At 58.0% G+C, this 22188-nt stretch carries 22 protein-coding genes; 8 read left to right on the top strand and 14 right to left on the bottom strand.

Features of this window, described 5'->3' with window-relative positions; genetic code table 11:
• Window positions 1–58 precede the first annotated feature (58 nt).
• Entirely contained in the window at window positions 59–1234 is a 1176-nt protein-coding gene (locus ACP7AJ_RS12685) for a glutathionylspermidine synthase family protein (RefSeq protein WP_426060578.1), read from the top strand.
• 140 nt (window positions 1235–1374) lie between these two features.
• Here the strand turns inward: ACP7AJ_RS12685 and ACP7AJ_RS12680 are convergent, their stop codons facing one another.
• The 4 genes from ACP7AJ_RS12680 to ACP7AJ_RS12665 form a co-directional block, all read right to left on the bottom strand.
• Window positions 1375–2040 carry a phosphatidylserine decarboxylase family protein gene (locus ACP7AJ_RS12680; RefSeq protein ID WP_426060577.1) on the bottom strand — a complete coding sequence of 222 codons (666 nt, stop codon included), beginning with the start codon at window positions 2038–2040 and terminating at the stop codon, window positions 1375–1377.
• A 178-nt stretch (window positions 2041–2218) separates the two neighbouring features.
• Complete coding sequence (locus ACP7AJ_RS12675; RefSeq protein WP_426060576.1) at window positions 2219–3508, bottom strand: Glu/Leu/Phe/Val family dehydrogenase; 1290 nt, start codon at window positions 3506–3508, stop codon at window positions 2219–2221.
• A gap of 231 nt (window positions 3509–3739) precedes the next feature.
• Entirely contained in the window at window positions 3740–4612 is an 873-nt protein-coding gene (locus ACP7AJ_RS12670; protein ID WP_426060575.1) for a phosphatidate cytidylyltransferase, read from the bottom strand.
• A gap of 173 nt (window positions 4613–4785) precedes the next feature.
• Window positions 4786–5760, bottom strand: a complete 975-nt coding sequence (locus ACP7AJ_RS12665; protein WP_426060574.1) for a CPBP family intramembrane glutamic endopeptidase — start codon at window positions 5758–5760, stop codon at window positions 4786–4788.
• A 231-nt stretch (window positions 5761–5991) separates the two neighbouring features.
• Here ACP7AJ_RS12665 and dusB point away from each other — a divergent pair, with 231 nt between their 5' ends.
• Together dusB and ACP7AJ_RS12655 are read left to right on the top strand one after the other, a co-directional pair.
• Entirely contained in the window at window positions 5992–6984 is a 993-nt protein-coding gene (dusB, locus tag ACP7AJ_RS12660) for a tRNA dihydrouridine synthase DusB (RefSeq protein ID WP_426060573.1), read from the top strand.
• Window positions 6985–7148: 164 nt separating this feature from the next.
• A complete protein-coding gene (locus ACP7AJ_RS12655) occupies window positions 7149–8360 on the top strand; it encodes an ATP-binding protein (RefSeq protein ID WP_426060572.1) in 1212 nt (403 codons plus the stop codon).
• A gap of 78 nt (window positions 8361–8438) precedes the next feature.
• Here ACP7AJ_RS12655 and ACP7AJ_RS12650 read toward each other — a convergent pair whose 3' ends face one another.
• The 5 genes from ACP7AJ_RS12650 to ACP7AJ_RS12630 all read right to left on the bottom strand — a co-directional run bounded on the left by ACP7AJ_RS12650 (window position 8439) and on the right by ACP7AJ_RS12630 (window position 12068).
• The gene (locus ACP7AJ_RS12650) at window positions 8439–9509 is read right to left on the bottom strand and encodes a lipocalin family protein (RefSeq protein ID WP_426060571.1); all 1071 of its coding nucleotides are present in this window, start codon (window positions 9507–9509) and stop codon (window positions 8439–8441) included.
• Between the two features lie 95 nt (window positions 9510–9604).
• On the bottom strand, window positions 9605–9952 hold the full coding sequence (locus ACP7AJ_RS12645; protein WP_426060570.1) for a carboxypeptidase-like regulatory domain-containing protein: 348 nt from the start codon (window positions 9950–9952) through the stop codon (window positions 9605–9607).
• Window positions 9953–9968: 16 nt separating this feature from the next.
• Window positions 9969–10238, bottom strand: a complete 270-nt coding sequence (locus tag ACP7AJ_RS12640) for a hypothetical protein (RefSeq protein ID WP_426060569.1) — start codon at window positions 10236–10238, stop codon at window positions 9969–9971.
• Window positions 10239–10278: 40 nt separating this feature from the next.
• Window positions 10279–10659, bottom strand: coding sequence for a carboxypeptidase-like regulatory domain-containing protein (locus ACP7AJ_RS12635; protein ID WP_426060629.1), 381 nt, complete (start codon window positions 10657–10659; stop codon window positions 10279–10281).
• Between the two features lie 560 nt (window positions 10660–11219).
• Window positions 11220–12068 (bottom strand): carboxypeptidase-like regulatory domain-containing protein, encoded by an 849-nt coding sequence (locus ACP7AJ_RS12630; protein ID WP_426060568.1) that lies wholly within the window; start codon window positions 12066–12068, stop codon window positions 11220–11222.
• A gap of 181 nt (window positions 12069–12249) precedes the next feature.
• Here ACP7AJ_RS12630 and ACP7AJ_RS12625 point away from each other — a divergent pair, with 181 nt between their 5' ends.
• Window positions 12250–12747, top strand: coding sequence for a hypothetical protein (locus ACP7AJ_RS12625; protein ID WP_426060567.1), 498 nt, complete (start codon window positions 12250–12252; stop codon window positions 12745–12747).
• Window positions 12748–12828: 81 nt separating this feature from the next.
• Window positions 12829–14604, top strand: a complete 1776-nt coding sequence (locus ACP7AJ_RS12620; protein ID WP_426060566.1) for an amino acid permease — start codon at window positions 12829–12831, stop codon at window positions 14602–14604.
• Window positions 14605–14757: 153 nt separating this feature from the next.
• On the opposite strand, the gene ACP7AJ_RS12615 is transcribed toward ACP7AJ_RS12620, so the two are convergent.
• From ACP7AJ_RS12615 to ACP7AJ_RS12605, 3 genes are all read right to left on the bottom strand, one after another.
• Entirely contained in the window at window positions 14758–15258 is a 501-nt protein-coding gene (locus ACP7AJ_RS12615; RefSeq protein WP_426060565.1) for a hypothetical protein, read from the bottom strand.
• A 152-nt stretch (window positions 15259–15410) separates the two neighbouring features.
• On the bottom strand, window positions 15411–15569 hold the full coding sequence (locus ACP7AJ_RS12610; protein ID WP_426060564.1) for a hypothetical protein: 159 nt from the start codon (window positions 15567–15569) through the stop codon (window positions 15411–15413).
• A 613-nt stretch (window positions 15570–16182) separates the two neighbouring features.
• Complete coding sequence (locus ACP7AJ_RS12605; RefSeq protein ID WP_426060563.1) at window positions 16183–16950, bottom strand: helix-turn-helix domain-containing protein; 768 nt, start codon at window positions 16948–16950, stop codon at window positions 16183–16185.
• A gap of 329 nt (window positions 16951–17279) precedes the next feature.
• Between ACP7AJ_RS12605 and ACP7AJ_RS12600 the strand changes: the two genes are divergently transcribed.
• Complete coding sequence (locus ACP7AJ_RS12600; protein WP_426060562.1) at window positions 17280–18365, top strand: ATP-binding protein; 1086 nt, start codon at window positions 17280–17282, stop codon at window positions 18363–18365.
• A 29-nt stretch (window positions 18366–18394) separates the two neighbouring features.
• Here ACP7AJ_RS12600 and ACP7AJ_RS12595 read toward each other — a convergent pair whose 3' ends face one another.
• Both ACP7AJ_RS12595 and ACP7AJ_RS12590 read right to left on the bottom strand, forming a co-directional pair.
• A complete protein-coding gene (locus tag ACP7AJ_RS12595; RefSeq protein WP_426060561.1) occupies window positions 18395–18796 on the bottom strand; it encodes a response regulator in 402 nt (133 codons plus the stop codon).
• A 7-nt stretch (window positions 18797–18803) separates the two neighbouring features.
• Window positions 18804–20231: a PAS domain S-box protein gene (locus ACP7AJ_RS12590; RefSeq protein ID WP_426060560.1), complete on the bottom strand. Its 1428-nt coding sequence runs from the start codon at window positions 20229–20231 to the stop codon at window positions 18804–18806.
• A gap of 317 nt (window positions 20232–20548) precedes the next feature.
• Between ACP7AJ_RS12590 and ACP7AJ_RS12585 the strand changes: the two genes are divergently transcribed.
• Together ACP7AJ_RS12585 and ACP7AJ_RS12580 are read left to right on the top strand one after the other, a co-directional pair.
• Complete coding sequence (locus ACP7AJ_RS12585; RefSeq protein ID WP_426060559.1) at window positions 20549–21115, top strand: transposase; 567 nt, start codon at window positions 20549–20551, stop codon at window positions 21113–21115.
• Window positions 21116–21192: 77 nt separating this feature from the next.
• Entirely contained in the window at window positions 21193–22182 is a 990-nt protein-coding gene (locus ACP7AJ_RS12580) for a lipid A deacylase LpxR family protein (protein ID WP_426060558.1), read from the top strand.
• Window positions 22183–22188 lie beyond the last annotated feature (6 nt).

Below are 22188 nucleotides of genomic sequence, written 5' to 3'. Positions count from 1 at the left end.
CGCTCAGCATGACCGTCTTTAGGGCCTTCTTTTTAAATTCCTTGACTTACCATCTGCCATGATAAATCTCCTCCCCCTTAGCGGCGATGTATCGCCGGCCGTGCGCACGCTGGGCTGGGATTGGGCCATTGAGGAAGCCTGCCAGAACTATGTGGCGCGCGAAGCCGTGCAGCTTCGCGAGAACGAGGCCGAGGCTTTGCTCCAAGCCGCTGATTCGCTCTATGATATGATGGTAGAGGCCGTTCCTGACCCTATTCCGGATGAGTTTCTTCAGCGGCTGGCCATTCCATCCAACCTGTGGGAGGCCGTGCGCCACTCCTGGAACGATGAGCGCCACTGGCACCTCTACGGCCGCTTCGACCTGATAATGACACCAGAGGGCCCCAAATTACTGGAGTTCAACGCCGACACTGCCACCAGCCTACCCGAAACTAGCGTGGTGCAGTGGGCTAGTCTGGTGGCCACGGGACAATCTGACGAAGGCAGCCAAGCCAATGGCTTGTTTGAATGTCTCGAAGACCAGTTTCGTCACTGGCGCACCCTCAACATCGACCGGCAAGCAACCTTATTGCTTGTCTATTTGCCCGGCAGTCCCGAAGACGAAGCCAACTGCGCTGTGCTGGCCGAAGCCGCTCATGCGGCTGGCTTTGCAGACTTCCACATCTGCCCCGTCGACGACATGAAGGTGTCAATAGCTGGCGAGGACCGTGGCATTTGGGCCGAGACAGCACCCAACCAGTGGCAGAAATTCGACTTCTTATTCAAGCTGGTGCCTTGGGAAATTCTGGCTGAGGAAGAGCCGGAGCTCACCGCCGACCTCGTGCACCTGCAGCTTACCCGCGACGTGGTAACGGCCAATCCCGCCTATAGCCTGATGTTCCAGAGCAAAGCCCTGATGGCTCACCTCTGGGAGGTGTTTCCGCACCATCCGCTCCTGCTTGAAGCCAGCCTGACCAACCTGCCTGGGCACCACGTGCGCAAGCCCTTGTTCGGCCGGGAGGGCCAGAACGTGGCCGAAATTCAGCCCAATGGCCGCGCCAGCACCGAGGTGCCGGGCGACTATGCCCACCAGCCGCAGCTCTACCAGCGCTGGGCCGAGCTGCCGACCGATGCACAGGGGCGTAAGTACCAAGCGGGAGTTTTCTGGGCGGGAGAAGCCTGCGCCATTGGCTTTCGGCGCGAGGCAGGGCTGATTACCAACTTATCGGAGTTCGTGCCGCACGTATTAGTCTGAACCACGGATTCGTCGGATTTTACGAATTAATCGAATTTTATAGACGGTCTTTCTTTGCTTCGACTCGAACTAAGTATGAAACAAAAAGCCCGGCTGCATCAATGCAGCCGGGCTTTTTGTATGCTATTAAGCTAGTAGAATTACTTCACTTTGAGCTGACAAATTACAGTTTCGCCGCCTTTTACTTTCTGGCCAAGCTCCACTTTCACTTCGGTGTCGATGGGGACAAATACGTCGACGCGGGAGCCGAACTTGATGAAGCCAAACTCTTCGCCCTGGCTTACTTCGTCGCCCTCGTTCACGTACCATACGATGCGGCGGGCCATAGCGCCGGCAATCTGCCGGAAGAGCACCAGTGGACCGGCATCGCTTTCTACCACTACGGTGGTGCGCTCGTTCTGGGTGCTGCTTTTGGGGTGCCAAGCCACCAAGTAGTTGCCGGGGTGGTACTTGAAGTACTTTACCAGTCCCGAAATCGGGTTGCGGGTCACGTGCACGTTGATGGGCGACATGAAGATGCTGATTTGCTTGCGCTCATCTTCAAAATACTCGGGCTCGAACACGTTTTCGATTACCACCACCTTGCCGTCGGCAGGGGCCAGAAGCAGGTCTTCGTGAGTAAACAGGTGCCGGAACGGGCTGCGGAAGAACTGCAGAATCAACAAAAAGACAATGACCGTAGCCCCTGCAAAAAGCCGATTGAACAAGTCTGCGCCTTTATTGAAATTAAATACCAGTAAGTTGAGCACTAGCAGAATAAGCAGTGTAACAAACAGGATGCGTCTTCCTTCTTTATGAATCTTCATGCGAGTTGCGAATCGTGCCGCCGGGGGTGCAAGTTAGAGCCCTCTAATTAAACAACGGCCCACTTTACCGCAACGGGTAAAGTGGGCCGTATGTTCGCTTGGCACGCAAAACGTTGAGCTTGCGCTACCATCCAGCCAATTAGAACAGTTTCCTGCCTCAGCGGATGGGCTTAAATTATTAGAAACCGCCGCGGAACTTGTAGGTCTGGGCTACTTTATCGATGGCCACGACGTAGGCCGCGATGCGCATCGGCACGTTGTACTTCTGGCTGGTTTGGTACACTTTCTCGAACGCATCGTTCATGATGCGGTCGGCGCGGTCGGTTACCATGTCCAGGCTCCACTTGAAGCCCTGCTTGTTCTGCACCCACTCAAAGTACGACACCGTAACGCCGCCCGAGTTGGCGAGGATGTCCGGCACCACCATGATGCCCTTCTCGTTGATGATGGAGTCGGCTGAGGCCGAAGTGGGGCCGTTGGCGCCTTCCACAATCAGCTTGGCTTTGATGAGGTGGGCGTTATGCTCGGTGATGACGTCTTCCACAGCAGCGGGCACCAGCACGTCCACGTCGGAAGTCAGCAGGTCGTCGGGGTCCATAGGCGTAGCGCCGGTGAAGCCTTCGAGGCGGCCGTTGTGGGCGTTTTTGTAGGCCACAGCTTCGTCGATGTTGATGCCGTTGTCGTTCCAGTAAGCGCCCGAGATGTCGGAAACGCCTTTAATTTTCACGCCCTCGGCGTGGAGCAGGATGGCAGCCCAGGAGCCCACGTTGCCAAAGCCCTGCACGGCGGCCGAAACATCGTTGGGCTTCAGGCCCAGCTTTTTCAAGGCAGCCAGCGCCGACACCATTACGCCGCGGCCAGTAGCCTCAGTGCGGCCCAGCGAGCCGCCCATTACCAAAGGCTTGCCAGTCACCACGGCCGGTGAGGTCATGCCATTGGTTTTGGAGAATTCGTCCATCAGCCAGGCCATTTCGCGGGGGCCGGTGCCCATGTCGGGGGCCGGGATGTCGCGGTCGGGGCCAAAAATATCTTTCAGGGCGAGGGTGTAGCCACGGGTCAGGCGCTCAATTTCGCCGGCGCTCATAGTGGTGGGGTCGCAGATGATGCCGCCCTTGGCCCCGCCGTAGGGAATGTCGACCACGGCGCACTTCCAGGTCATCCAGGCGGCGAGGGCTTTCACCTCGTCGAGGTGCACGTTTTTATCGTAGCGAATGCCCCCCTTGCTCGGGCCCAGAATGGTGTTATGAATAACGCGGTAGCCCTCGAACACGCGAATGTGGCCATCGTCCATGGTTACCGGAATGTTGACGATAACCTGCTTATCGGCAACTTTCAGAACGTTGTAGGTGGCATCGTCAAGACCCAGAATGTCTGCTGCGATGTTGAAGCGCGACATCATGGATTCAAGCGGGTTTTCACGGTCCATTATCGGGGCCGGCTCTTTGTACACAGTGTGGTGGGCTGCCATTCGGTTGGAGAGGTTAGAAAAGTGTTGGGTGGGAGTGCTCGTGCGGTTTAGGGGCGCAAAGGTATTGCTTTTGCCAAGACAAAGAGCCGTTTTGGCGCAAACGTTTGTGGCAGTTTTTTAAGATAGTCTTTCAGTGTAAGAGCCGGCCACGCTAGGTGCCAATGGCTTCCTGCGCTGGCCCGCAACTACAAAGCGCCCGTTACCGTCAGGCTGCAATAACAAGTCCACTTTTTATCCAACCAGCAATTGCAGCAGCGCCAGCACCGGCAGCACCAGCAAAAACGCATCGAACCGGTCGAGCAGGCCGCCGTGCCCAGGCATCATGGTGCCCGAGTCTTTTACGCCCACGCTGCGCTTAAGCATGGACTCGGCCAAGTCGCCGAGTGGGCCAAAGATGGCCACCACGCCCGCCGCCACGAGGCGGTGCGCCAGCGGCACATCAGGCATCATAAAGCTCAATGCCCAACCCACTACTAATGTAAGCAAGAAGCCGCCGGCCCAGCCTTCCCATGTTTTGCCCGGTGAGATACTGGGGGCCAGTTTGTGCTTACCAAAAGTTTTGCCCGCGGCATAGGCGCCGATGTCGGAAGCCCACACGAGAAAAAGCAGAGCGAAAACGCGGCGGTAGTCGTAATACCCTCCGTTATTACTAGTAATGTTATCAATTATATGCGATGGACTAGCATAGGCTACCCCAATGAGCATTGTCATGGGCAAAGACACATATAGTAGGCCAGCCAGTGTAGCTCCAATATTTCCAAATGGGTTGCTGTAACGTGGCCATAGCATGATTTCGCGTATCAGTAACACGGTTGTGAATACCAATAGAGGAGCAAGAATCCATGCAAAAGGAAGAATTAACGTATGCCAACCCGGAGCTCCATCGGTCGCAAAATCTATGCTGGTAATACTTATGTGCATGTACAACTTTAGGTAAGCAGACACGCCGAATACATATACGCTCAAGCCTACCCCCATCCACTTCGCCGGCGCATACCCTGCCGCCCGCATCATCCGATAAAACTCCAAGAGCATTTTGACCTGCACCGCCGCGAAAAACAGCGCAAACGTCCACGCGCTGAACCACACGCTGCCGAGTAGCATGGTGGCCCCAATGGAAGCGTAGATAACCCGCAGGCGTAAGTTACTGGGGCCGCGTTTCTTATCCGTGGACTCGGCTAGTTCGGAGGTAATCGGAGGCGTAGAATTCGACAACGCGAAAGGATAAGGAGGTGCGGAAAGGTAAGTGGAAAGCGGTTTACGCTCAGGGCGCAGGATTAGTGACGGTGCAGGTCCACGCCATTGTGACTGAGCGTGAGCATCTGGGTGGGGGGCGCCGGGGCCGTCATGCGCCTGTAGAGGAAGTAGAGCAGCCCGGCCGAGAGCAGCGCCGACGGCACCACCAGCGTCCAGGGCAGCGCCTCGTTGCCGTCGGGGTCGAAGCCCCAGCCGAACTGCCCGCGCTGGGTGAGGTAAAGTATCAGCAGCTGAAAGGCATTCTGGGTGAAGTGCGCCACTATCGACACGAGGATATTGCCGCTCCACAGGTACAAGTACCCCAGCACCAGCCCGAGCACGAAGCGCGGCACAAACCCAAAAAACTGCATGTGGATGGCGCTGAAAATGGCCGCCCCCAGCCACACCCCCACGTGCGGCGAAAACCATCGCACCAAGTTTCTTTGAATCACCCCCCGAAACACCAGCTCCTCGCCCACGGCTGGCACCACGGCTATCACCAGCACCGCCACCAGAAACCGCGTGCTGGAGTTGAAGCGCGTCAGGTACTTGGTGAGGCCCTGGGCCCGGTCTTCGCTGGCCCGCGCCCACACCTCAAAATTGTGCAGAAAGCTCGGGAAACGAACCTCCGCATTCCAGGCAATGAGGCTGGACATGAAGGGCAGAATGATGACGATGAGCGCCGCGGCCGCCAGCAGCCACCACCCCGCGCCCAACCGGCGCGGGTTGAAATACTCAGCCCAACCGTAGCCCAGCGACGAGGCCAGGGCCAACGCCCCGCCCGCGCACGCCGAAAACAGCAGCACGCCCTGCGCCATCATCAGCAGGCCCCAGCCCTGCGGATAGGCCGACGGATAGGTCATGACTTTGCTCACTTCGGGTAACGAGAGCCCGAACGCCGTCTGCGCCACCCCAAAAATGATGGAATACCCCACACAGACCCCCGCCACCATGAGTACCAGCAGCATTAATACTTGGAGGCCCGGGTGCAGGGTGCGGGGCAGGAAACCTTTCATGGGAGCAGACTAGTTGGGAAGGGCGTAAATTTACCGCAGATTTAAATTAAGGCTTGAATAAACAAGCAAACTTGAACGTCAGGCACAGCAGAACCGTCATGCCGAGCGCAGCAACCCCAAGGTTGGCGCAGCGCAGCATCTCACTCGATTCGTTGAACGATTGGTTTACTGCTGCACACGTGACGCTTCGGCTCCGCTCAGCCTGACGTTCTGTAAAATATCGATAGCACCGTGGTTAACATAGGCCCCAACATCCAGCTCCCCGACTTCCCGCTCCTGCTCGCCCCCATGGAGGACGTTAGCGACCCGCCCTTCCGCGCCGTGTGCAAGGCCAATGGAGCCGATTTGATGTACACCGAGTTTATTTCTTCGGAAGGCCTGATTCGGGCGGCGGCCAAGAGCCGAAAAAAGCTGGACATCTTCGACTACGAGCGCCCCATCGGCATTCAGCTGTTTGGCTCCGATGTGGAAACCATGGGCGAGTGCGCGGCCATCAGCACCGAAGTGGGGCCCGACCTGATTGACATCAACTACGGCTGCCCGGTGAAGCAGGTGGCCTGCCGTGGCGCCGGGGCTGCCCTGCTGCGCGACGTTCCCAAGATGGTGGAAATGACGGCCGCCGTCATCCGCAACACCCACCTGCCCGTGACCGTGAAGACCCGCCTGGGCTGGGACGAGGGCACCAAGAACGTAGAAGAAGTGGCCGAGCGCCTGCAGGATATCGGCATTGCCGCCCTCACCGTGCACGGCCGCACCCGCGTGCAGCTCTACAAGGGCGAAGCCGACTGGCGCCTCATCGCCAAAATCAAGGACAACCCGCGCATTCATATTCCCATCTTCGGCAACGGCGACATTACCTCGCCTGAAAAGGCGCTGGAGTACAAAAACCGCTACGGCGTAGACGGCGTAATGGTGGGCCGGGCCAGCATTGGCTACCCTTGGATTTTCCGCGAAATCAAGCACTACGTGGCCACCGGCCAGCTGCTGGCCCCGCCCACGCTGGAAGAGCGGGTGGCCATGTGCCAGATGCACTTTGACAAAAGCGTGGAGTGGAAAGGCCCGAAAGTGGGCATCTTCGAGATGCGCCGCCACTACGCGCATTATTTCCGCGGCCTGGAGGGCGCCAAAGCTTGGCGCACTAGCTTGGTGAATGCCGAAACGCCGGACGTGGTATATGGCATTTTGCAGGAAATTGCCAGCAGCGACGCCGTGCTGGTGGGATAATTTCACCCTTGCCTTCGGTCCTACAGCCACTTTAGCACGTCATGCTGAGCGCAGCCGAAGCATCTCTATCGCAATAGTGAACCAACCAATTGAGTTAGTTACACGGTAGAGATGCTTCGGCTGCGCTCAGCATGACGTTCTTTATTAGAAATCGACTCCCGTTAATGATTATTCCGATTTACGACCAAAAATCCCGCCTCAAAATACTGATTGCAGTGCTGGCCCTGCTCATTGGGGCGGCCACCGTTGTGTACACCAACTTGCTGGTGCAGCGCGTGTCGGAAAGGGAGCAACAGCAGATTCAACTCTACGCCAAGGCCCAGGAGTTTATTATTAATTCTGAGCAGGACTCGAACACTCTCTTCGTGTTCAGCGAGATAGTGGACGCCAACGCCACCATTCCGGTTATTCTCAGCAGCGATGGCAATGACGTGCTGGCCGCGAAAAACGTTAAGATTCCGGCTCGCACCTCCCCCGAAGACTCGGTAGAGCGCCTCCATGACGAGCTGCAGCGCATGAAGCAGCAGCACCAACCCATAGTGGTAAAGTTTGGGGCAGGCCAAGTCAACTACATCTACTACCGCGACTCGCAGCTGCTGCAGCAGCTGCGCACCTATCCGCTGGTGCAGCTCATCGTCATTGGCTGCCTCGGCATCATTGCCTACTTCGCGTTCAGCTCCTCGCGCCGGGCCGAGCAGAACCGCGTGTGGGTTGGCCTGGCCAAGGAAACCGCCCACCAACTGGGCACGCCCCTCAGCAGCCTGGTAGGCTGGCAAAACTACCTGCGCGACTCCGACCGCTTCAAGGACGAGCCCATAGTAGAGGAACTGGGCAAGGATATTCGGCGCTTGGAAATCATCACCGAGCGGTTCAGCAACATCGGCTCCGTGCCGGTGCTTAAAGACGAAAACCTGTACCACACCACCCGCAACGCTATTGAGTACCTGCAAAGCCGGGTGTCGAAGAAGGTGCTGTTTAAGATTGAATCCGACCTTCCGCTCGACACCCCCGCCCGCATCAACGTGCCGCTGTTTGACTGGGTCATCGAGAACATCTGCAAAAATGCGGTGGACGCCATGGACGGCCGCGGCTCCATCACGCTGCACTTGCGGCGGGTACGCACTCGCCGCACCTGGTACCGGCGCACCGCCCCGGCCCGCCAGGTGGCCGTCGACATCACCGACACGGGCAAAGGCATCCCGAGCAATAAGCTGGAAAGCGTCTTTATGCCCGGCTTCACTACCAAGAAAAGGGGTTGGGGCCTCGGGTTGGCGCTGGCCAAACGCATCATCGAGAACTACCACGGGGGCAAGCTCTTCGTGAAGTGGAGTGAGGTGGGCCGTGGCACCACGTTCCGCGTGGTACTAAATCAGTGAGCGGAATGCTGTAGCGCGGACTTTTAGTCCGCGAGTAACCCATTCACATTCATTCGCGGACTAAAAGTCCGAGCTACGTTACCTATTCGTGATTTCCACGTAGGCGTTGCCCGTTACGGGCTTGCCGTTTTGGGTGCCCGTCACCCGGCACATGCCTTCCCAGTAGCTCAACTTCAGCACTTTGAAAAGGCGCATGTTCAACTCCTGGTTGGGCACCAGGGGCGTCACCGTCAGGTCGTAGCCTTTGCTGGGCACAGTGATGCGCCAGGTGGCCGGATACTTTTTCTTCGATTCAGGGCTGGTCCAGTACGTCAGGGGCTCCAGCTTGAAGTCGGTTTCGGCAAGGTGCAGGTTTTCGCCCTTGGTGCCAAAGTGCGAGCCGCCGCCGATTTGCTGGCCGGTTTTGGTTTCGTGCACGGCGTAGAGCATTATCTCTTCTTTGGGGTCGTCGAGCTGAATGCTTAGCCAGTCCCAGGCCACGTTGCGCTTGTTTACGCCGCCGCAGTTCCACTGCCGGTCGTACCAAAGCTCGCCGGTGACCTGATGGGTTTTGCCGCCTACTTCGATAATGCCGGTGGTGGCCAGGCGCGGGTAGCTGTAGTAGCCGGCCTGGGCCACTGGCCCGTATTGCTCGTAGCCAGTGCCGCCGTGCAGCAGCACGGGCTTGGCCGGCGTGGTGCTAAGGCTGATGGCCTGACCAGCCTTGTTGTTTGGCCCCTTGGTGCTCATGCGGGCATGCAGCTGATACCGGCCCTCCTGGCCAGTAAGAGTCCAGGTTTGGTCGTCTTTGCGCTGGCTAAGGTTGATGGGCAGTGCAGCGGTGAGCGGCACGGCCAGCTTACCCAAGTAGTAGTCGTACTCAAATGCCTGCGTTTGCGGGTCGGTCAGGGCGAAGTTCACCATCTGGTAGTCTTGCTTGCCGTCGGGGTTGAAGTGGAAGAAGACGTACTCCACGCCGAAATTTTCGCCGGTAACCACATCCTTCAAATGGCCTGTGAAGTACCACCACTCCAAGGAGTTTTTCACGTGCGGCGCCTCCTCCTGCGGCAGCTGGGCCCGCCCGGGGAATATGTCGTTTTTAGTAGTTGGCTTAAGGATAGAGCAAGCCGAAGCAATAGCAAGCAGCAGGGTGAAGCGCAGGAATCTCATACCCTTCCAAAAGGCTTTTTGAGCGCTAAAAGTTTGGGCTAATGGCGAGTTTAAAAGCATTTCGGCGAGGCAGCGAAGACCCAAGACCCTGGCGGCTACTTACGTGGTGGCTCAACCGGAGGCACAGGCCACTCAATTAAACCTACTATTTGTCCACGGTGCTCTATCGACTTCATCCGCACCACCAACGGGCCAGGCAATGGGGTATCACGCACATTTACGCTCACGGTTTGCTCCTCGAAATCAAATGGGTTGCCCATGAAGAGCAGCTCTACCGTGCCCCCAGCAATGGGCGTCCAATTAGGTGCCAGTTCCAACTCGAACCGACCTTTTTTATCAGTAGTCGTCCCGTATTGAGTCCCGTTGATGAAGACCCGGACGTCCTCCACCATTTTTTTAGTATTTCCATCGAAAACCTGACCGCGAATAATAATTCGCTGCAATTGCGCGGCGTCCGGGTCAACAGGAGCAGTTTGAAACGACAGTGGCTGGGGCGGCTTGGACGCACGCAAAATTCGACACCGCCAGCCGCGGCACGCGCGCCAATGCGCATACCCGCCGGCTGCCCTGCCGCGCCAGATACGCCATGATTTCCATGTCGCTCAAGTGTGTAAAGTCTACGACTTCGGTAGCGCAGGCGGCGCAGTGGCGGCCGTTGGCGGTGGGCGACATAGCGGCCCAGGGCTGGGCGCACGGCTGCGGAATGGAGATGCGGAGGGAAGTGGCCATGCGGCTAAAGTAGTGGCTTTGCGGGCGGAAGTCCCCAGGCCTAACCTGAGCGAAAGAGACGGGCAATTCTTTGCAGGAAAGAGGGCCGAGGCTTCTTGGTAGGTAAGGCAGGCTGCAGTTGAATGGGGTAGGCCGGCAATGGCATTATGCCCATGATAATCATTTGCTCCCTTCTCGGATAAGAAGCTAGTATTTCGGCCCCCGCAGCTGCGGGGTCGGGGCGCAGTTCAAGAGCGATGGTGTCAATCGCCTTACCGCCAACAGTCAGACGTATCGTTTGAGAGGTATAACCGGCGGCGTGGAAGACAAGGGTGTGTCGTGCGTCTGGGTTTCGGCCTGTGGGTACTAGCAGGTTAAAGCGGCCAGAAGAATCGGTGGTAGTAGCCCGATTTTCCCCTTTGAGAAATACTGCAACTCCCATCACGCCATCCTACGTGGCCGCATCTCGGACGACTCCGCTTATTCGCGTCTCAGCAGCATAAGACTGATGCCGCGGCTTTATCAACTTCTTTTCTCCTTCCGCAGTGCGGTGCTGCGCGCTTGCAGTCTGCGCCCCGGCCGCTGGGCTGGCCACCTCCCGCACGCCCCATATGGCTACAGCTGCTGCCAGCCATGCCCGCCAGCGGTTGGGTACTGGAATGGCGAGTGGCTGTAGTGGCCGGTCTAATTGTTGGCGGTAGAAGCGCCCGCAGGTGCGCCCAAGTGTGGCTCCGGCGAGATAGGCCAAGATTTCAGCGTCAGTTTTGAGGGTAAAGTCGATTACCGTTTTCTGGCAGGCGGCGCAATGGCGGCCAGCCATGGTGGGAGACATGGCCGCCCAGCTTTCGTGGCAGGGCTCTGGGATTGACAGAATGCGGCTGGACTTCATATTATTGAATACAGAATGTTATTGATCTGACTGCGGCTTGAACAGGGAATTGGAGCCTGTCCGAGCTATGGTAGCGCGGCCTCAAAAAGCTGCTTTTAGAGGCCCTGTAATCTCTAGTCTTTCCGAAAAGGACGCGTAATCCAATACTTACTCCAATGATAGAAGCGGCGGGGGTGCCAAGGCCACGGCTGATATTCAATACCGCCCATGATGACTACTACTCCTAATTGCCGCACGTCAGCGGCTAGGGCAAAGGTTTGTGGAGTGCTGGCTGCCGCCAGGGGTAAAGTATGTTGCCGGGTCATGAAGCCGACAGAAGATAACACCAGACGGATGCCGGTGGGCACCACTGACTCAGCCGGCACGGTTAGCTCAAAAGCTCCGGCTGCATTAGTGCTCACCCCGACAGTGGTACCCTGAAGCAGCACCGTCACCCCGGGTATCCCCTCTTTACTGGTAGAGTCGAGCACCACACCACGCACCACATGAGGCAGCTGGCTGACTTTGCTGTGCGGCTGGCTCGCTTCGTTGTCAAGCATGGTCTGGCCCTTCAGGTGATGGGGCACGGGGGCAGCTGTAACATCAGCAGGCGGTGTGGCCGGCGCTGGCCCGCCCCAGTACTGGGCGCGCCATTCCGTGGAGGTTTGAGCCGGTGCTACAGTGCTTGCTGTTTCCCGTAGGCCCCACACGGCTACGGCAGCCGCCAGCCAAGCCCGCCAGCGCGTTGGGGCAGCCGGCACGGCGCGCTGCAACGGCCGGTCCAGTTGCCCCGCCGCGAAGCGCCCGCAGATGCGAACGGTTGCGGCCCCAGCGAGATAAGCCAGGATTTCGGCGTCGGTTTTGAGGGTAAAGTCCACCACCATTTTCTGGCAGGCAGCGCAGTGGCGGCCCGCAGCAGCAGGGGACATGGCGTCCCAGCTTTCGGGACAGGGCTGCGGGATGGAAAGGGTGATGGGCGGCATATTTGGTGCAGTCAGTTAATGGCGTGTCCTGACCGATGCCTGAGGCAAAGAAATTACACACGTGCTGCCCAAATTTGCTGCGCCGCTGTGGGGAATTAACCAAACCCAAGCTCGCAAAACCTTGTATATTAGCTTCTATCAAAACATCGCAGTTCTTTTGCCCCACTCCCCGCCCCCTGCCATGAAAACCACTTACTGCACTGCCGTTGCTTTCATGCTGGGTTTGTCGCCAGCCCTGAGCCAAACCCAACTGAGCTCAACGGGAGCGGTGGGGCTTGAAATTCCGGCGCCGGCGCCGCCCAGCCAGGGAAATTTCCTTACGGGTGCCTACGTGCTGGGCAACTATACCCCTGCGCTGGCTACCACCGGGGGCATGGGCTATTCAGTGCAGCCTTACGTGCGCTACATGGTGGGTCCCAAAGCCCGCGCAAGGGGATTTATTCAATACAGCTTTGCTCCTTACCAGTTGCAGGCCTACAACGCCACCCCGCTTTATGCCCCCGACGGGCTGGCCCTTCCCGCCAACCCAGCGTTTGCGCCGCTCCCCATGCGCGGCATGTCCGCCAATGGCTTTGGCAGCAGCCTAGGCCAATTTTCAGTGGGTATGCCGGTGCGGCTTGGCGGCAGTCCGGTGATGCTGCACGTAGCGGGAAGTGCGCTCACCAACCTGCTTCGCTGAGGGAACGGGAGGAACCTGCCGGGCCAAAACCCGCATTAGGGCGTTATCTTTTGCCCTTCAAACCCGTCCCTCCCACCTTTCATGCGTTCTGAAAAGTCCTTGTTTCGCCGCAAAACCATCGCGGCCATTCTACAAAACCCACCCGCCGATGCCGAAGGCCACTCCGCCGGCGGCCTGGAGCGCCACCTCACTGTGCGCGACCTCACGGCCCTCGGCATTGCGGCCATCATTGGGGCCGGCATCTTCAGCACCATCGGCAAGGCCAGCCTGGATGGCGGCCCGGCGGTGTCGCTGCTGTTTGTGTTCACAGCCGTGGCTTGCGCGTTTTCGGCGCTGTGTTACGCGCAGTTTGCGGCTACCATTCCCGTCAGCGGCTCGGCTTACACCTACGCTTATGCTTCGTTTGGCGAGCTCGCGGCCTGGATTATCGGCTGGGCTCTCATCATGGAGTATGCCGTGGGCAACATCGTGGTGGCCATTTCGTGGTCCGACTATTTCACCGGCCTGCTCGATGGCATTGGGCTACACATACCGGCCTACTTGAGCACCGGCACCCAAAGCGCCTACCAGGGCTACCATGCCGTGATGGCCCTTATGCAGGCTAATTTACCGCTGTCGCAGGCTACCCCGGCTCAAATAGAAGGCTATAAAATCTGGACCACGGCCCCGCGCCTGTTCGGCGACTGGCACTTGGTGGCCGACCTGCCGGCCTTCCTCATCACGGTGGCCATCACGGCCTTGGTGTACGTGGGCATCAAGGAAAGCAAAACGGCTTCCAACATCCTGGTGCTGCTGAAGCTCATTGTGGTGGTGGTGGTTATCGCTGTCGGCGTCTTCTACATCGAGCCAGCCAACTGGAGCCCCTTCGCCCCCAACGGCGTGGGCGGCGTGCTCAAGGGCGTGTCGGCGGTGTTCTTCGCCTACATCGGCTTCGATGCCATTTCGACCACGGCCGAGGAATGCAAAAATCCCCAGCGCGACCTGCCCAAGGCCATGATGTACGCCCTCATCATCTGCACGGTGCTGTACGTGGTGATTACCATGGTGCTCACCGGCATGGTGCCCTACACCAAGCTCGGCGTAGGCGACCCCTTGTCCTTTGTGTTTGCCGAAGTAGGCCTGCCCAAGCTCTCGGGCCTAGTGGCGGTGAGTGCGGTGTTTGCCATGGCCTCGGTGCTGCTGGTGTTTCAGCTGGGCCAGCCGCGCATCTGGCTCACCATGAGTCGCGATGGCCTGCTGCCGAAAGTGTTTTCGCGCATTCACCCGCGCTTCCACACGCCATCGTTTGCTACCATTGTCACGGGCTTTTTCGTGGCGGTGCCAGCGCTGGTGCTGAACATGGATTTGGTGGTTGACCTCACCAGCATTGGCACGCTGTTCGCGTTTGCGCTTGTTTGCGGCGGCATCCTCATCATCGACCCCTACGGCCGGTCCGAGGCCCGGTTCCGGGTGCCCTACATCAACGGCCGGTTTCTGGTGCCGCTCATCCTGGCTTTGGGCGCCTACCTGATTTCCCGCTACAACGCCCCCGACAACCACGAGTTCTGGCTGGACGTGACCGGCCAGCGCGGCTGGCTCGCCACCGACGCTGTGAGCGGCGACATCACTGGCGGGTTTGCGCACCAGATTCCGACCCTCGTGTTTTTCGGGTTCTGCCTGGCGCTGGCCTGGGTGTCGTTTCGCAAGCGCCTCTCCACCCTGCCCGTACTCGGCCTGCTCATCAACCTATATCTGATGACGCAGCTCGGCATCAGCAACTGGACGCTATTTTTCGTGTGGCTGCTCATTGGCCTGGCCGTGTACTTCGGCTACGGGTACTCGAACTCCAAGCTGAACAAGCGGCCGGCGATGGTGTAACTCAGCGCTGAGCCGAAAACCACAATCAAAAGAGCCGCCCGCGACTGGTGCGAGCGGCTCTTTTGATAAGATAAGGAGTTTACTAGCCATACGGAGCTACAGCCCAAGGTTGCGGCAGGGCACGGGTAGCACCAGTAGCAGTGCAGCTGTGGTTCAGGACTTATCGGTGCGCATAGCTTTGGAACGCTCGCCGTGGCGACGGAGCATTTTCGCTTTCGCTACGCTGTGGTCAGTCGACATCGATTCATGACTCACCTGCGCCAAGCGCTCGGGCTGGAGTGAGCGCGGCGGGATGGTTTGTAGGTCGAGGGCAAAGCTTTGCGTCTCCTTGCCCACCGTTACCAAAAATTTATATTTCCCATCGGGCAACTGACTGATGTCAAACTTCTGGCCGAAGTTGATGTCTGAACTGCGCTTCGTGTATAGAATGTGGCCGGCGTCGTCGACCAAGCGCACGGTTCCGGGCAAGGAGGATGGGTTGCTGCCCGAAACCACGTATTTGAAATCATCAACTTTATTGACGCAGGCCCAGTCGGCGATGGCAATTTGTGCTTGAGCCGAACTACCAGGCAGGAAGCCAAGCAAGGCGCCCAACAAAAGGAGTGAACCGAGCCAGCCACTACGAGCCGCAACGGGCGAAAACAAATTTTTCATGACAAATAAAGTTTTAAACTGAAAAAAGGTGAGAAAAGCTTGCCAGGCAAAACCGGCAGCGCCGCAACTCGCTGTTGGCTTGGTTTGGTTAAGAGCCGTAGTTTGGATATTGGAAAGGAGGGACCAAGGGTAAGAGTGAAGAGGTGCAGGAGCTAGGCCCGTACCAAATTTCTAGTAGCGGGGTGCTGGGTCCGGTTCAATTTGCGCCCCGCGCGGCGGTCGGTGGGGTTGCGCTTGTTCAGGCCCGGGCAGAGGGCGGCGATGATGTCGTCGTACATTAACTGGTCCTGGAGGTCATGAAACTGGACCATGTTGTAATAGTGAACCACAGCGGTGGAGTCGGGTCGCGTTCCACCATGGTCAGCGGACGGGGTCGGAGCGACAATCGCTGGGCTTGACTGGGCCTTTGACTGGGCCTGGACGCTTGCTATTGGCAGCAGCACCAGCAGTAAGACTCTCAGCTGCCGGGCGGCAATAAGCAGAAATAAAGGTTTCATGGCTTAGTTGTAAAAAAAACGAGAATCGGCAAACTAATTTTCACTGTGTAGCAGGCCCGCCGGGCTGCAATTGTCCGACCAGCACACACCACGTTTCAACGCCCCAGCATCGGGTTCGCCCGAGACAACATCCTTCTCTACATTCCGACCGAGCTACACTTGGCGCGGAGTGACATGCGAGAAAAAGGGCGCTGCGGGCTCGCAGCCTGTATTCTTCGTCGCGACGATACGAGTATACCTGTAGCTCCTGCTACTCGTACCGTTTGTTTAAAGGACCATGAAAAGGCCAACTTGGGTACTATGAGGCCGGTTACGGCCCTCACTGTCATAAGACAGCGCACATCTATTTGTAAGGTTAAGCAAAGTTAAAGCGCAAATTATTCAAAGCATTGTACAAATACGACAATTTCCTAATGCTCCTAAATAATTACTTGACGCACGCAAGCTGAGCGAAATAGCCTTTGGGGGTTTCGCCGGTAAAGCGCCGGAATTCCCGAATAAAATGGGCTTGGTCAAAGTAGCCGCAGGCGTAGGTTATATCCGACCAATTGGCCTGTGGCTGCTCGTGTAGCAACTGAAACACATGGGCAAAGCGCGTCATCTCGGTAAATAGCTTGGGCGGTACCTTTAGAACATCACGAAAGCGGCGCTCAAGTTGGCGCCGGCTTATGTTGGCTTCCCGGGCCATTTCGTCCACACTCAGCTGGCCGTTGCGCTCCAGTACCACCGTTATCAGCGACTCAATGGCCGCTGCCTTGGACTTCCCGCGGCGCAGCTGGGCCAGCATCAGGGCTTCAGCAGCGGCTACGCGCTGGACGTAGGTGGGCGCGGCACTCACCTGCTGGGCGAGGGCTTGGCCAAAGCGGTCCACAGCGCCATCGGCGCCGTCGGGGAGTTGCGCATCCGTTGTCACGGGCACTCCCAGCAGCCGGTTGAATCCGCAAGGCCTGAACAATATCCCAAAAATGCCCTTGGGCAGCGTGCAGCGCAAGCCGATACGGCGGTGCACAACCAGCAAAGGGACGGTGGCAGCATCAGCAGCCGCTGCAGCGGGCAGCACCACCAGGGCCGTATGAATGGGCGACGCACTCCCAACTTGCCCATCAGCTATCAACGCGTCTTTTTCCGCGAATGGCAAATAGCGCTCTACCACATTCTGCAGAGGGGGCGAAGGCTTAAAGTCGTGTCGTTCCATTTAGCCAATCCCTTCGGCCACAGCCAAACCCACAGGCGGCGTCGCGTTTGTTAATGAATAGATTGAATTTATGATTATTACAACTAAAAATATTGTATAAAAGCGACCATTCACCAAAATCAAGTTGCCCCAACTCATTCTGATAGGCGAAGCGCTTGGCTTTCTGGCCGAGCCGAAATCCCAGGCGCTGATAATAACTTTCTTGTGATAGGGATAGTTGCTTAGGGTCGAATACTACAGCGCTACTTCCTACCTTCGGGCAACCCTAATGCACATCAACACCAGGGACAGAAGCACGTGGCCTATGCCGCTCCTTCCACCGATATACTATGCTTGACCAATTAGAAGTGTTTCGCCACATGCTGGAGGGAAGTCCTGTGCTTCTTTTCGCCTACAGCGTCAGCACCGGTCAAGTACTCTACGTCAACGACACCTACGAGCGGATGTTCGCTCCGGCCAAACTGGCCACCATCAACGACGACCTGCTGTGGCTGCTGAGCTGCCTGCCGCCCGAAGACCAGCAATACGCCCTCAGCTGCCTGACTGACCTGGCCAACGGCGAAATGCACGACGACCTGCTGCTGCGCATGCAGCGGCAGCCCAATGCGCCCATTCAATGGCTGTGCATGCGCGCCCGCCGCACCGTGGCCAGCGACGGGCAGGTGCTGCTGTGCGGCAGCGTGCAGGACGTAACCGTGGACCACGAGTACACGCGCAACGCCGACAAGTTCATGGCCAAAAAGAACACCACGCTGGAGATTCTCTCGCACGACCTGGCCGGGCCGTTCAATATGCTGCAGCAGCTGGCCACCTTTTTCCAAGAGCGAACCCAGTCGTTGCAAGACCCCCAGCTCGAAAAGATGGTGACCGTGATGCAGGACACCTGCCGTGACAGCGTGAACCTCATCCGCGAGTTTGTCGACAGCGAGTTTGCAGAGTCGGCCAGCGTGCAGCTCAAGCGGACCCGGTTCGACTTGGCGGCCAGCCTGCGCCAGGTGATGGAAACCTACCAGCGGTCGGAGCACCTAGTGGCCAAGCGCTTCAGTTTCAGCAGCACGCCCGAGGAAATTTACATAGAGCTCGACAACAACAAGTTTTTGCAGGTTGTAAACAATCTCTTGTCCAACGCCATCAAGTTTACCCGGGAAGGCGGGCACATCTCCCTGACCCTGGAGCAGGAACAGGACCATGTGCTGGTGACCGTGACCGACGACGGCATCGGCATCCCCGAGAAAATGCAGCCCGTGCTGTTTGAGAAGTTCACCAAAGCCCGGCGGCCGGGCTTGCTCGGGGAAAAAACCACGGGCCTGGGTATGTCCATTATTCAGTCGCTGGTGCGGCTGCACAACGGCACCATCTCGTTTGAGAGCCAGGAAAACCAGGGCACTACTTTCTACATCCGTCTGCCCTTATAGCCGTGTACGGCAAGGGCAGCACGCAACCCTTATTGGAGGCTGTTGGCAGTTTCTACCTGGGCGCGCACGGCTTGAATCTGGGGAGCATCCAAGGGCTTGTGAATGAGGCCGGTCACCAATGGGAAATCGCGGATTCGGGTGGCATCAGACTGGGCCAGCGAGGACGTAAGAATGTACACATGGCAACGCCCCAGCAGCAGACTTTCCTGCGGCCTCAGGGCTTCGAGAAAGTCCCAGCCGTCCATCACCGGCATGTTGAGGTCCAGAAGGATAAGTTGGGGGAGGCTATTTGGCTCAGCTGTTTGCACGAACCCCAGGGCGTCTTGGGCAGAAGAAAAAGAGGTGATGCTCCCGGTAAAGCCTTCGCGTTTCAGCAGTCGTTCGTTAAGAAACAGGCCGATGGAGTCATCGTCAATTAATAAAATATGCATGCTGGAATCAGCGTAAGTTCAAGATAAATTCGGTGCCCTGGTCCACGGTGCTGCTTACTTCAATCTTGCCGCCCATGGTTTCTACGTGGGTTTTCACGAGGTACAAGCCCATGCCGCGGCCGGATTGGGCAGTGTGAAACCGCTTATAGAGGCGAAAGATGTCGGGGCCGGCTTTTTCAGTATCAAAGCCCGACCCATTGTCGGCAAACAGCACGCGGACGCCCTGGCTGGGCCGCCCCGTGGCCGTTACGCTAATCCGCAGCGGACGCTTTTCGGAGCGGTACTTTATTGAGTTAGAGAATAGATTAAAGAAAATGCTATACAGGTACGCACGGTTCCCGAGCACGCGCAAATCGGCCGAAATATTGATAACTACCTCGGCCTTGCACTGCACCAGTGCCTCTTCCAGGTTCAGGCGGGCTTGCTGCACCACATCAATCAGGGGCACGTGTTCGGGCTCGTTCACGTCCTGCTTGTCCCGAATCGATAGAATGGTGTTCATGTCGCGCAACACCGCATCCAGCTGCTGGGTGCTGGCTTTCAGGTTGTGGAGTGCTTCGTCGTAGTCGGGTGAACTCTTGTCGAGGCTGCCTAGCAAGTCAACCAATCCCAGGGCATTGGCCAGGGGCGCGCGCAGGTTGTGCGACACGATATAGGTGAACTGCTGCAAATCCTGGTTTTGCCGGTACAGCTCTTCCTGCGAGCGCACCGCGTCGGTAACATCGGAAAAATAGACCGACAGCCCTTCCATCGATGGAAAGGCCTTGACTTCCAGCCACAACTTCATCCGCTCGAAATAAGCTTGGAAATGCACGGCCTGCTTGGTTTTGATGGCGTGCTGAAAACGCTCCTCAAACACGCCGTTCTGCTCCTCAGGAAATACTTCCTGCATGGTGCGGCCCAACAAGTCCTCACGCTTTATACCCAGCAGCCGCTCGACTTCGCTGTTCACGAAGGTGTAGCGCCACTGCGAGTCCAGCAGAAAGAAAGCATCGGTGATGCTCTCGAAGATGGTGTTAAGCTTGTGCGCTTGTTCGCGAATGACCTGATGCGAGGCGTACACCTCGGTCATGTCGCGTAGTACGGCGTGTACGCCCGTAATGGCGCCCTCCACCACCAACGGCACCTTGGTTACCGATAGCATGAAGGTGCGGGCAGTGTCCACAAACCGGACTTCCGAGTCAAACTGCACTTTATGGCCCTCAAAGGCCTCCCGCAACTTTTGCGTAAACAGGCCCCGCAGGTGCGGTGGCAAAAACTCTTCAAAAGGGCGGCCTACTACCTCATCCCTAGACTTTTCCAGAACGTTCAGGTACGCCGGATTGGCGTCGAAAATGATGCCTTCCCGGTCCTGAAATAAGACCAAATCGGGGTTATTCTCAAACAGGGCACGGAACCGCTGCTCGCTTTCCTTCAATTGAAAAATGTCACTCATAAACCACTGTGCTGGATAAGCCGTGCCCGCTGTGCCCCTGGGTAGAAGGACCATTCTCATTTTACGGTAAAGGCTGTTTTTGGTCGTCAGCAAAGCCAAAAAAATGATTTTTTGTGCTAAAAACATACTTTTCGACAACAAGCCTGCTCAGTTGATAGCTTATTTATGTCAGTAAAGTGCAAATTCAACTTCATCAGAAGCGTGGGCTTTTGGCCTATGCAACAGGAAGAAATTCAGCAGCCCAGTAGAGCTGTTAGTTAGTGGGATTAGCTTTCCGAGAATACTAACCTGCTTTTACTTTACTGCCCCCCCCTTCTATGCCCCTTCCCGCCGGCGAAACCTCTTTTCTTACCTTCCGCTTGCACGGTTCCATCCCGGCTACTACCGGCCGTGCCCTGAAAGCGGAGCTGCGCCAGGCCCAGGAGGCCAGCAGCACGCACCACCGCGCTCAGAAACAGTTTTTCGTCAAGTTCGACGCCGTGCTCGACCGTGCCCCCATTGGCCCTGCTTTTTTCGAAAACGAGAAGCTGGCCGAAGTGCTGGCGGGCGAAATCATGATGCTGGAAGAAACCGGCTTTGCGGTTCCCGCCTTCGCCATTCTGCCCAACCACGCACACCTTGTGCTGCACTTGCCGGCCAGCAGCCGGCTGTCGTTCGCCAAAGCCATCAACCTGCTACACCTGCGCACCGGCACCAACTGCCGCCGCCTAGTGCGCCCCAAGCTACCGCCCGAAGCCGAGTTCTGGCAGGTGGGCTGGTTCGACTACCCCGTGCAGGACGAGCCCGAACTCGCCCGGGTACTGGCCTACGTGCGCGGCAACGCCCGGCAAGCTGGCCTGCCAGCCCGCTTTCAGGAGTGGCCCTACGTGGGCCCGGAAATGTAGGCGGGTCTCAACCCATAAGCCCCTGCCCCGCCGTATGTGCCCCGCAGGAGCCCATCGGCTTCTTATCTGCTCCCGCCATGCGCTTCCCGCTTTCGTTTCTTTTAGTATGGCTGCTGACCGGCGCAAGCCATGCGTGGGCCGCCCCTGCCCCGCCCGATACGCTGCACCCCACCAGCCCCGACCGCCTGCTGCGCTACACCTACGCCAACGATTTTTTCTACCGCACCGATTACTATTTCACCCAGGGCATGACGCTCACGCTGGTGCTGCCCAGCCTAGCCCACCTTCCCACCCAACGGCTCCTGCTGCGGGGGCCGGCCGGCAGCACGCAGTACCACGGCCTGACGTTGCGCTACCACGGCTTCACGCCCTTGCGCATTCAGGACCCGTTTATTCGCGTCGGCGACCGGCCTTACGCGGCGTACATGTACGCTTCGTTCTTTCGCGTCAGCAACCAACTCACCCAGCGGCAACGGCTGACCTCGGCTCTGGAGGTTGGTTTTATTGGCCCTGCTGCCCTGGGCAAAGAGTTTCAAACGGCCATTCACCGCGCCACTAACGACCCCACGCCGCGCGGCTGGGACTACCAGATTCAAACCGATGCCGTGCTGGGCTACCGCTTAGGGTATGAGCGGCAATTGCTAGCCGCCGGCGGCGTGGCCGAGGTCATTGGCACGGCCGAGGCTTCGCTGGGCACGCTCTACACGCATGCCAGCGCCGGGGCCCAGCTGCGCATGGGCTTGCTGCAGCCCTACTTTTCCAGCCTGGGCGTGGCGGGAGCTACGAGCCGGGCCGGCCAGCAGCAGTGGCAGCTCTACGCTCACACCTCGCTGGAAGGGCGCTTGGTAGGATATAACGCGACGCTACAGGGCGGGCTTCTCAATCAATCGAACCCCTACGTGCTGGCAGCCGGGGGTGTAGAGCGCGCTGTGCTGCGCAACACCACCGGGTTGGCAGTGGCCTATAAGGGCTTCAGCCTGGCGGCTAACTCAACTTGGGTGTCGCCGGAGTTTGCGGGGGGCCGCACGCACCGGTGGGGGCAACTTGCCATTACCGCTGCTTTTTAGAGAAGC

This window comes from Hymenobacter sp. B1770 (assembly GCF_049896385.1).
In the GTDB taxonomy this organism is placed as follows: Bacteria; Bacteroidota; Bacteroidia; order Cytophagales; family Hymenobacteraceae; genus Hymenobacter.
This window is presented reverse-complemented; position numbering and strand designations above follow the sequence as displayed.

What these genes read in the sequence shown, in the direction of transcription:
- ACP7AJ_RS12625 (WP_426060567.1), top strand. Translation starts at nt 12,250, where the DNA reads ATGAAAACCACTTACTGCACTGCCGTTGCTTTCATGCTGGGTTTGTCG.
- ACP7AJ_RS12595 (WP_426060561.1), bottom strand. Translation starts at nt 18,796, where the DNA reads ATGCATATTTTATTAATTGACGATGACTCCATCGGCCTGTTTCTTAAC.
- ACP7AJ_RS12650 (WP_426060571.1), bottom strand. Translation starts at nt 9,509, where the DNA reads ATGAGATTCCTGCGCTTCACCCTGCTGCTTGCTATTGCTTCGGCTTGC.
- ACP7AJ_RS12670 (WP_426060575.1), bottom strand. Translation starts at nt 4,612, where the DNA reads ATGCTACTCGGCAGCGTGTGGTTCAGCGCGTGGACGTTTGCGCTGTTT.
- ACP7AJ_RS12655 (WP_426060572.1), top strand. Translation starts at nt 7,149, where the DNA reads ATGATTATTCCGATTTACGACCAAAAATCCCGCCTCAAAATACTGATT.
- ACP7AJ_RS12665 (WP_426060574.1), bottom strand. Translation starts at nt 5,760, where the DNA reads ATGAAAGGTTTCCTGCCCCGCACCCTGCACCCGGGCCTCCAAGTATTA.
- ACP7AJ_RS12680 (WP_426060577.1), bottom strand. Translation starts at nt 2,040, where the DNA reads ATGAAGATTCATAAAGAAGGAAGACGCATCCTGTTTGTTACACTGCTT.
- ACP7AJ_RS12675 (WP_426060576.1), bottom strand. Translation starts at nt 3,508, where the DNA reads ATGGCAGCCCACCACACTGTGTACAAAGAGCCGGCCCCGATAATGGAC.
- ACP7AJ_RS12580 (WP_426060558.1), top strand. Translation starts at nt 21,193, where the DNA reads ATGCGCTTCCCGCTTTCGTTTCTTTTAGTATGGCTGCTGACCGGCGCA.
- ACP7AJ_RS12605 (WP_426060563.1), bottom strand. Translation starts at nt 16,950, where the DNA reads ATGGAACGACACGACTTTAAGCCTTCGCCCCCTCTGCAGAATGTGGTA.
- ACP7AJ_RS12635 (WP_426060629.1), bottom strand. Translation starts at nt 10,659, where the DNA reads ATGGGAGTTGCAGTATTTCTCAAAGGGGAAAATCGGGCTACTACCACC.
- ACP7AJ_RS12585 (WP_426060559.1), top strand. Translation starts at nt 20,549, where the DNA reads ATGCCCCTTCCCGCCGGCGAAACCTCTTTTCTTACCTTCCGCTTGCAC.
- ACP7AJ_RS12640 (WP_426060569.1), bottom strand. Translation starts at nt 10,238, where the DNA reads ATGGCCACTTCCCTCCGCATCTCCATTCCGCAGCCGTGCGCCCAGCCC.
- ACP7AJ_RS12600 (WP_426060562.1), top strand. Translation starts at nt 17,280, where the DNA reads ATGCTTGACCAATTAGAAGTGTTTCGCCACATGCTGGAGGGAAGTCCT.
- ACP7AJ_RS12620 (WP_426060566.1), top strand. Translation starts at nt 12,829, where the DNA reads ATGCGTTCTGAAAAGTCCTTGTTTCGCCGCAAAACCATCGCGGCCATT.
- ACP7AJ_RS12590 (WP_426060560.1), bottom strand. Translation starts at nt 20,231, where the DNA reads ATGAGTGACATTTTTCAATTGAAGGAAAGCGAGCAGCGGTTCCGTGCC.
- ACP7AJ_RS12685 (WP_426060578.1), top strand. Translation starts at nt 59, where the DNA reads ATGATAAATCTCCTCCCCCTTAGCGGCGATGTATCGCCGGCCGTGCGC.
- ACP7AJ_RS12615 (WP_426060565.1), bottom strand. Translation starts at nt 15,258, where the DNA reads ATGAAAAATTTGTTTTCGCCCGTTGCGGCTCGTAGTGGCTGGCTCGGT.
- ACP7AJ_RS12610 (WP_426060564.1), bottom strand. Translation starts at nt 15,569, where the DNA reads ATGGTCCAGTTTCATGACCTCCAGGACCAGTTAATGTACGACGACATC.
- ACP7AJ_RS12630 (WP_426060568.1), bottom strand. Translation starts at nt 12,068, where the DNA reads ATGCCGCCCATCACCCTTTCCATCCCGCAGCCCTGTCCCGAAAGCTGG.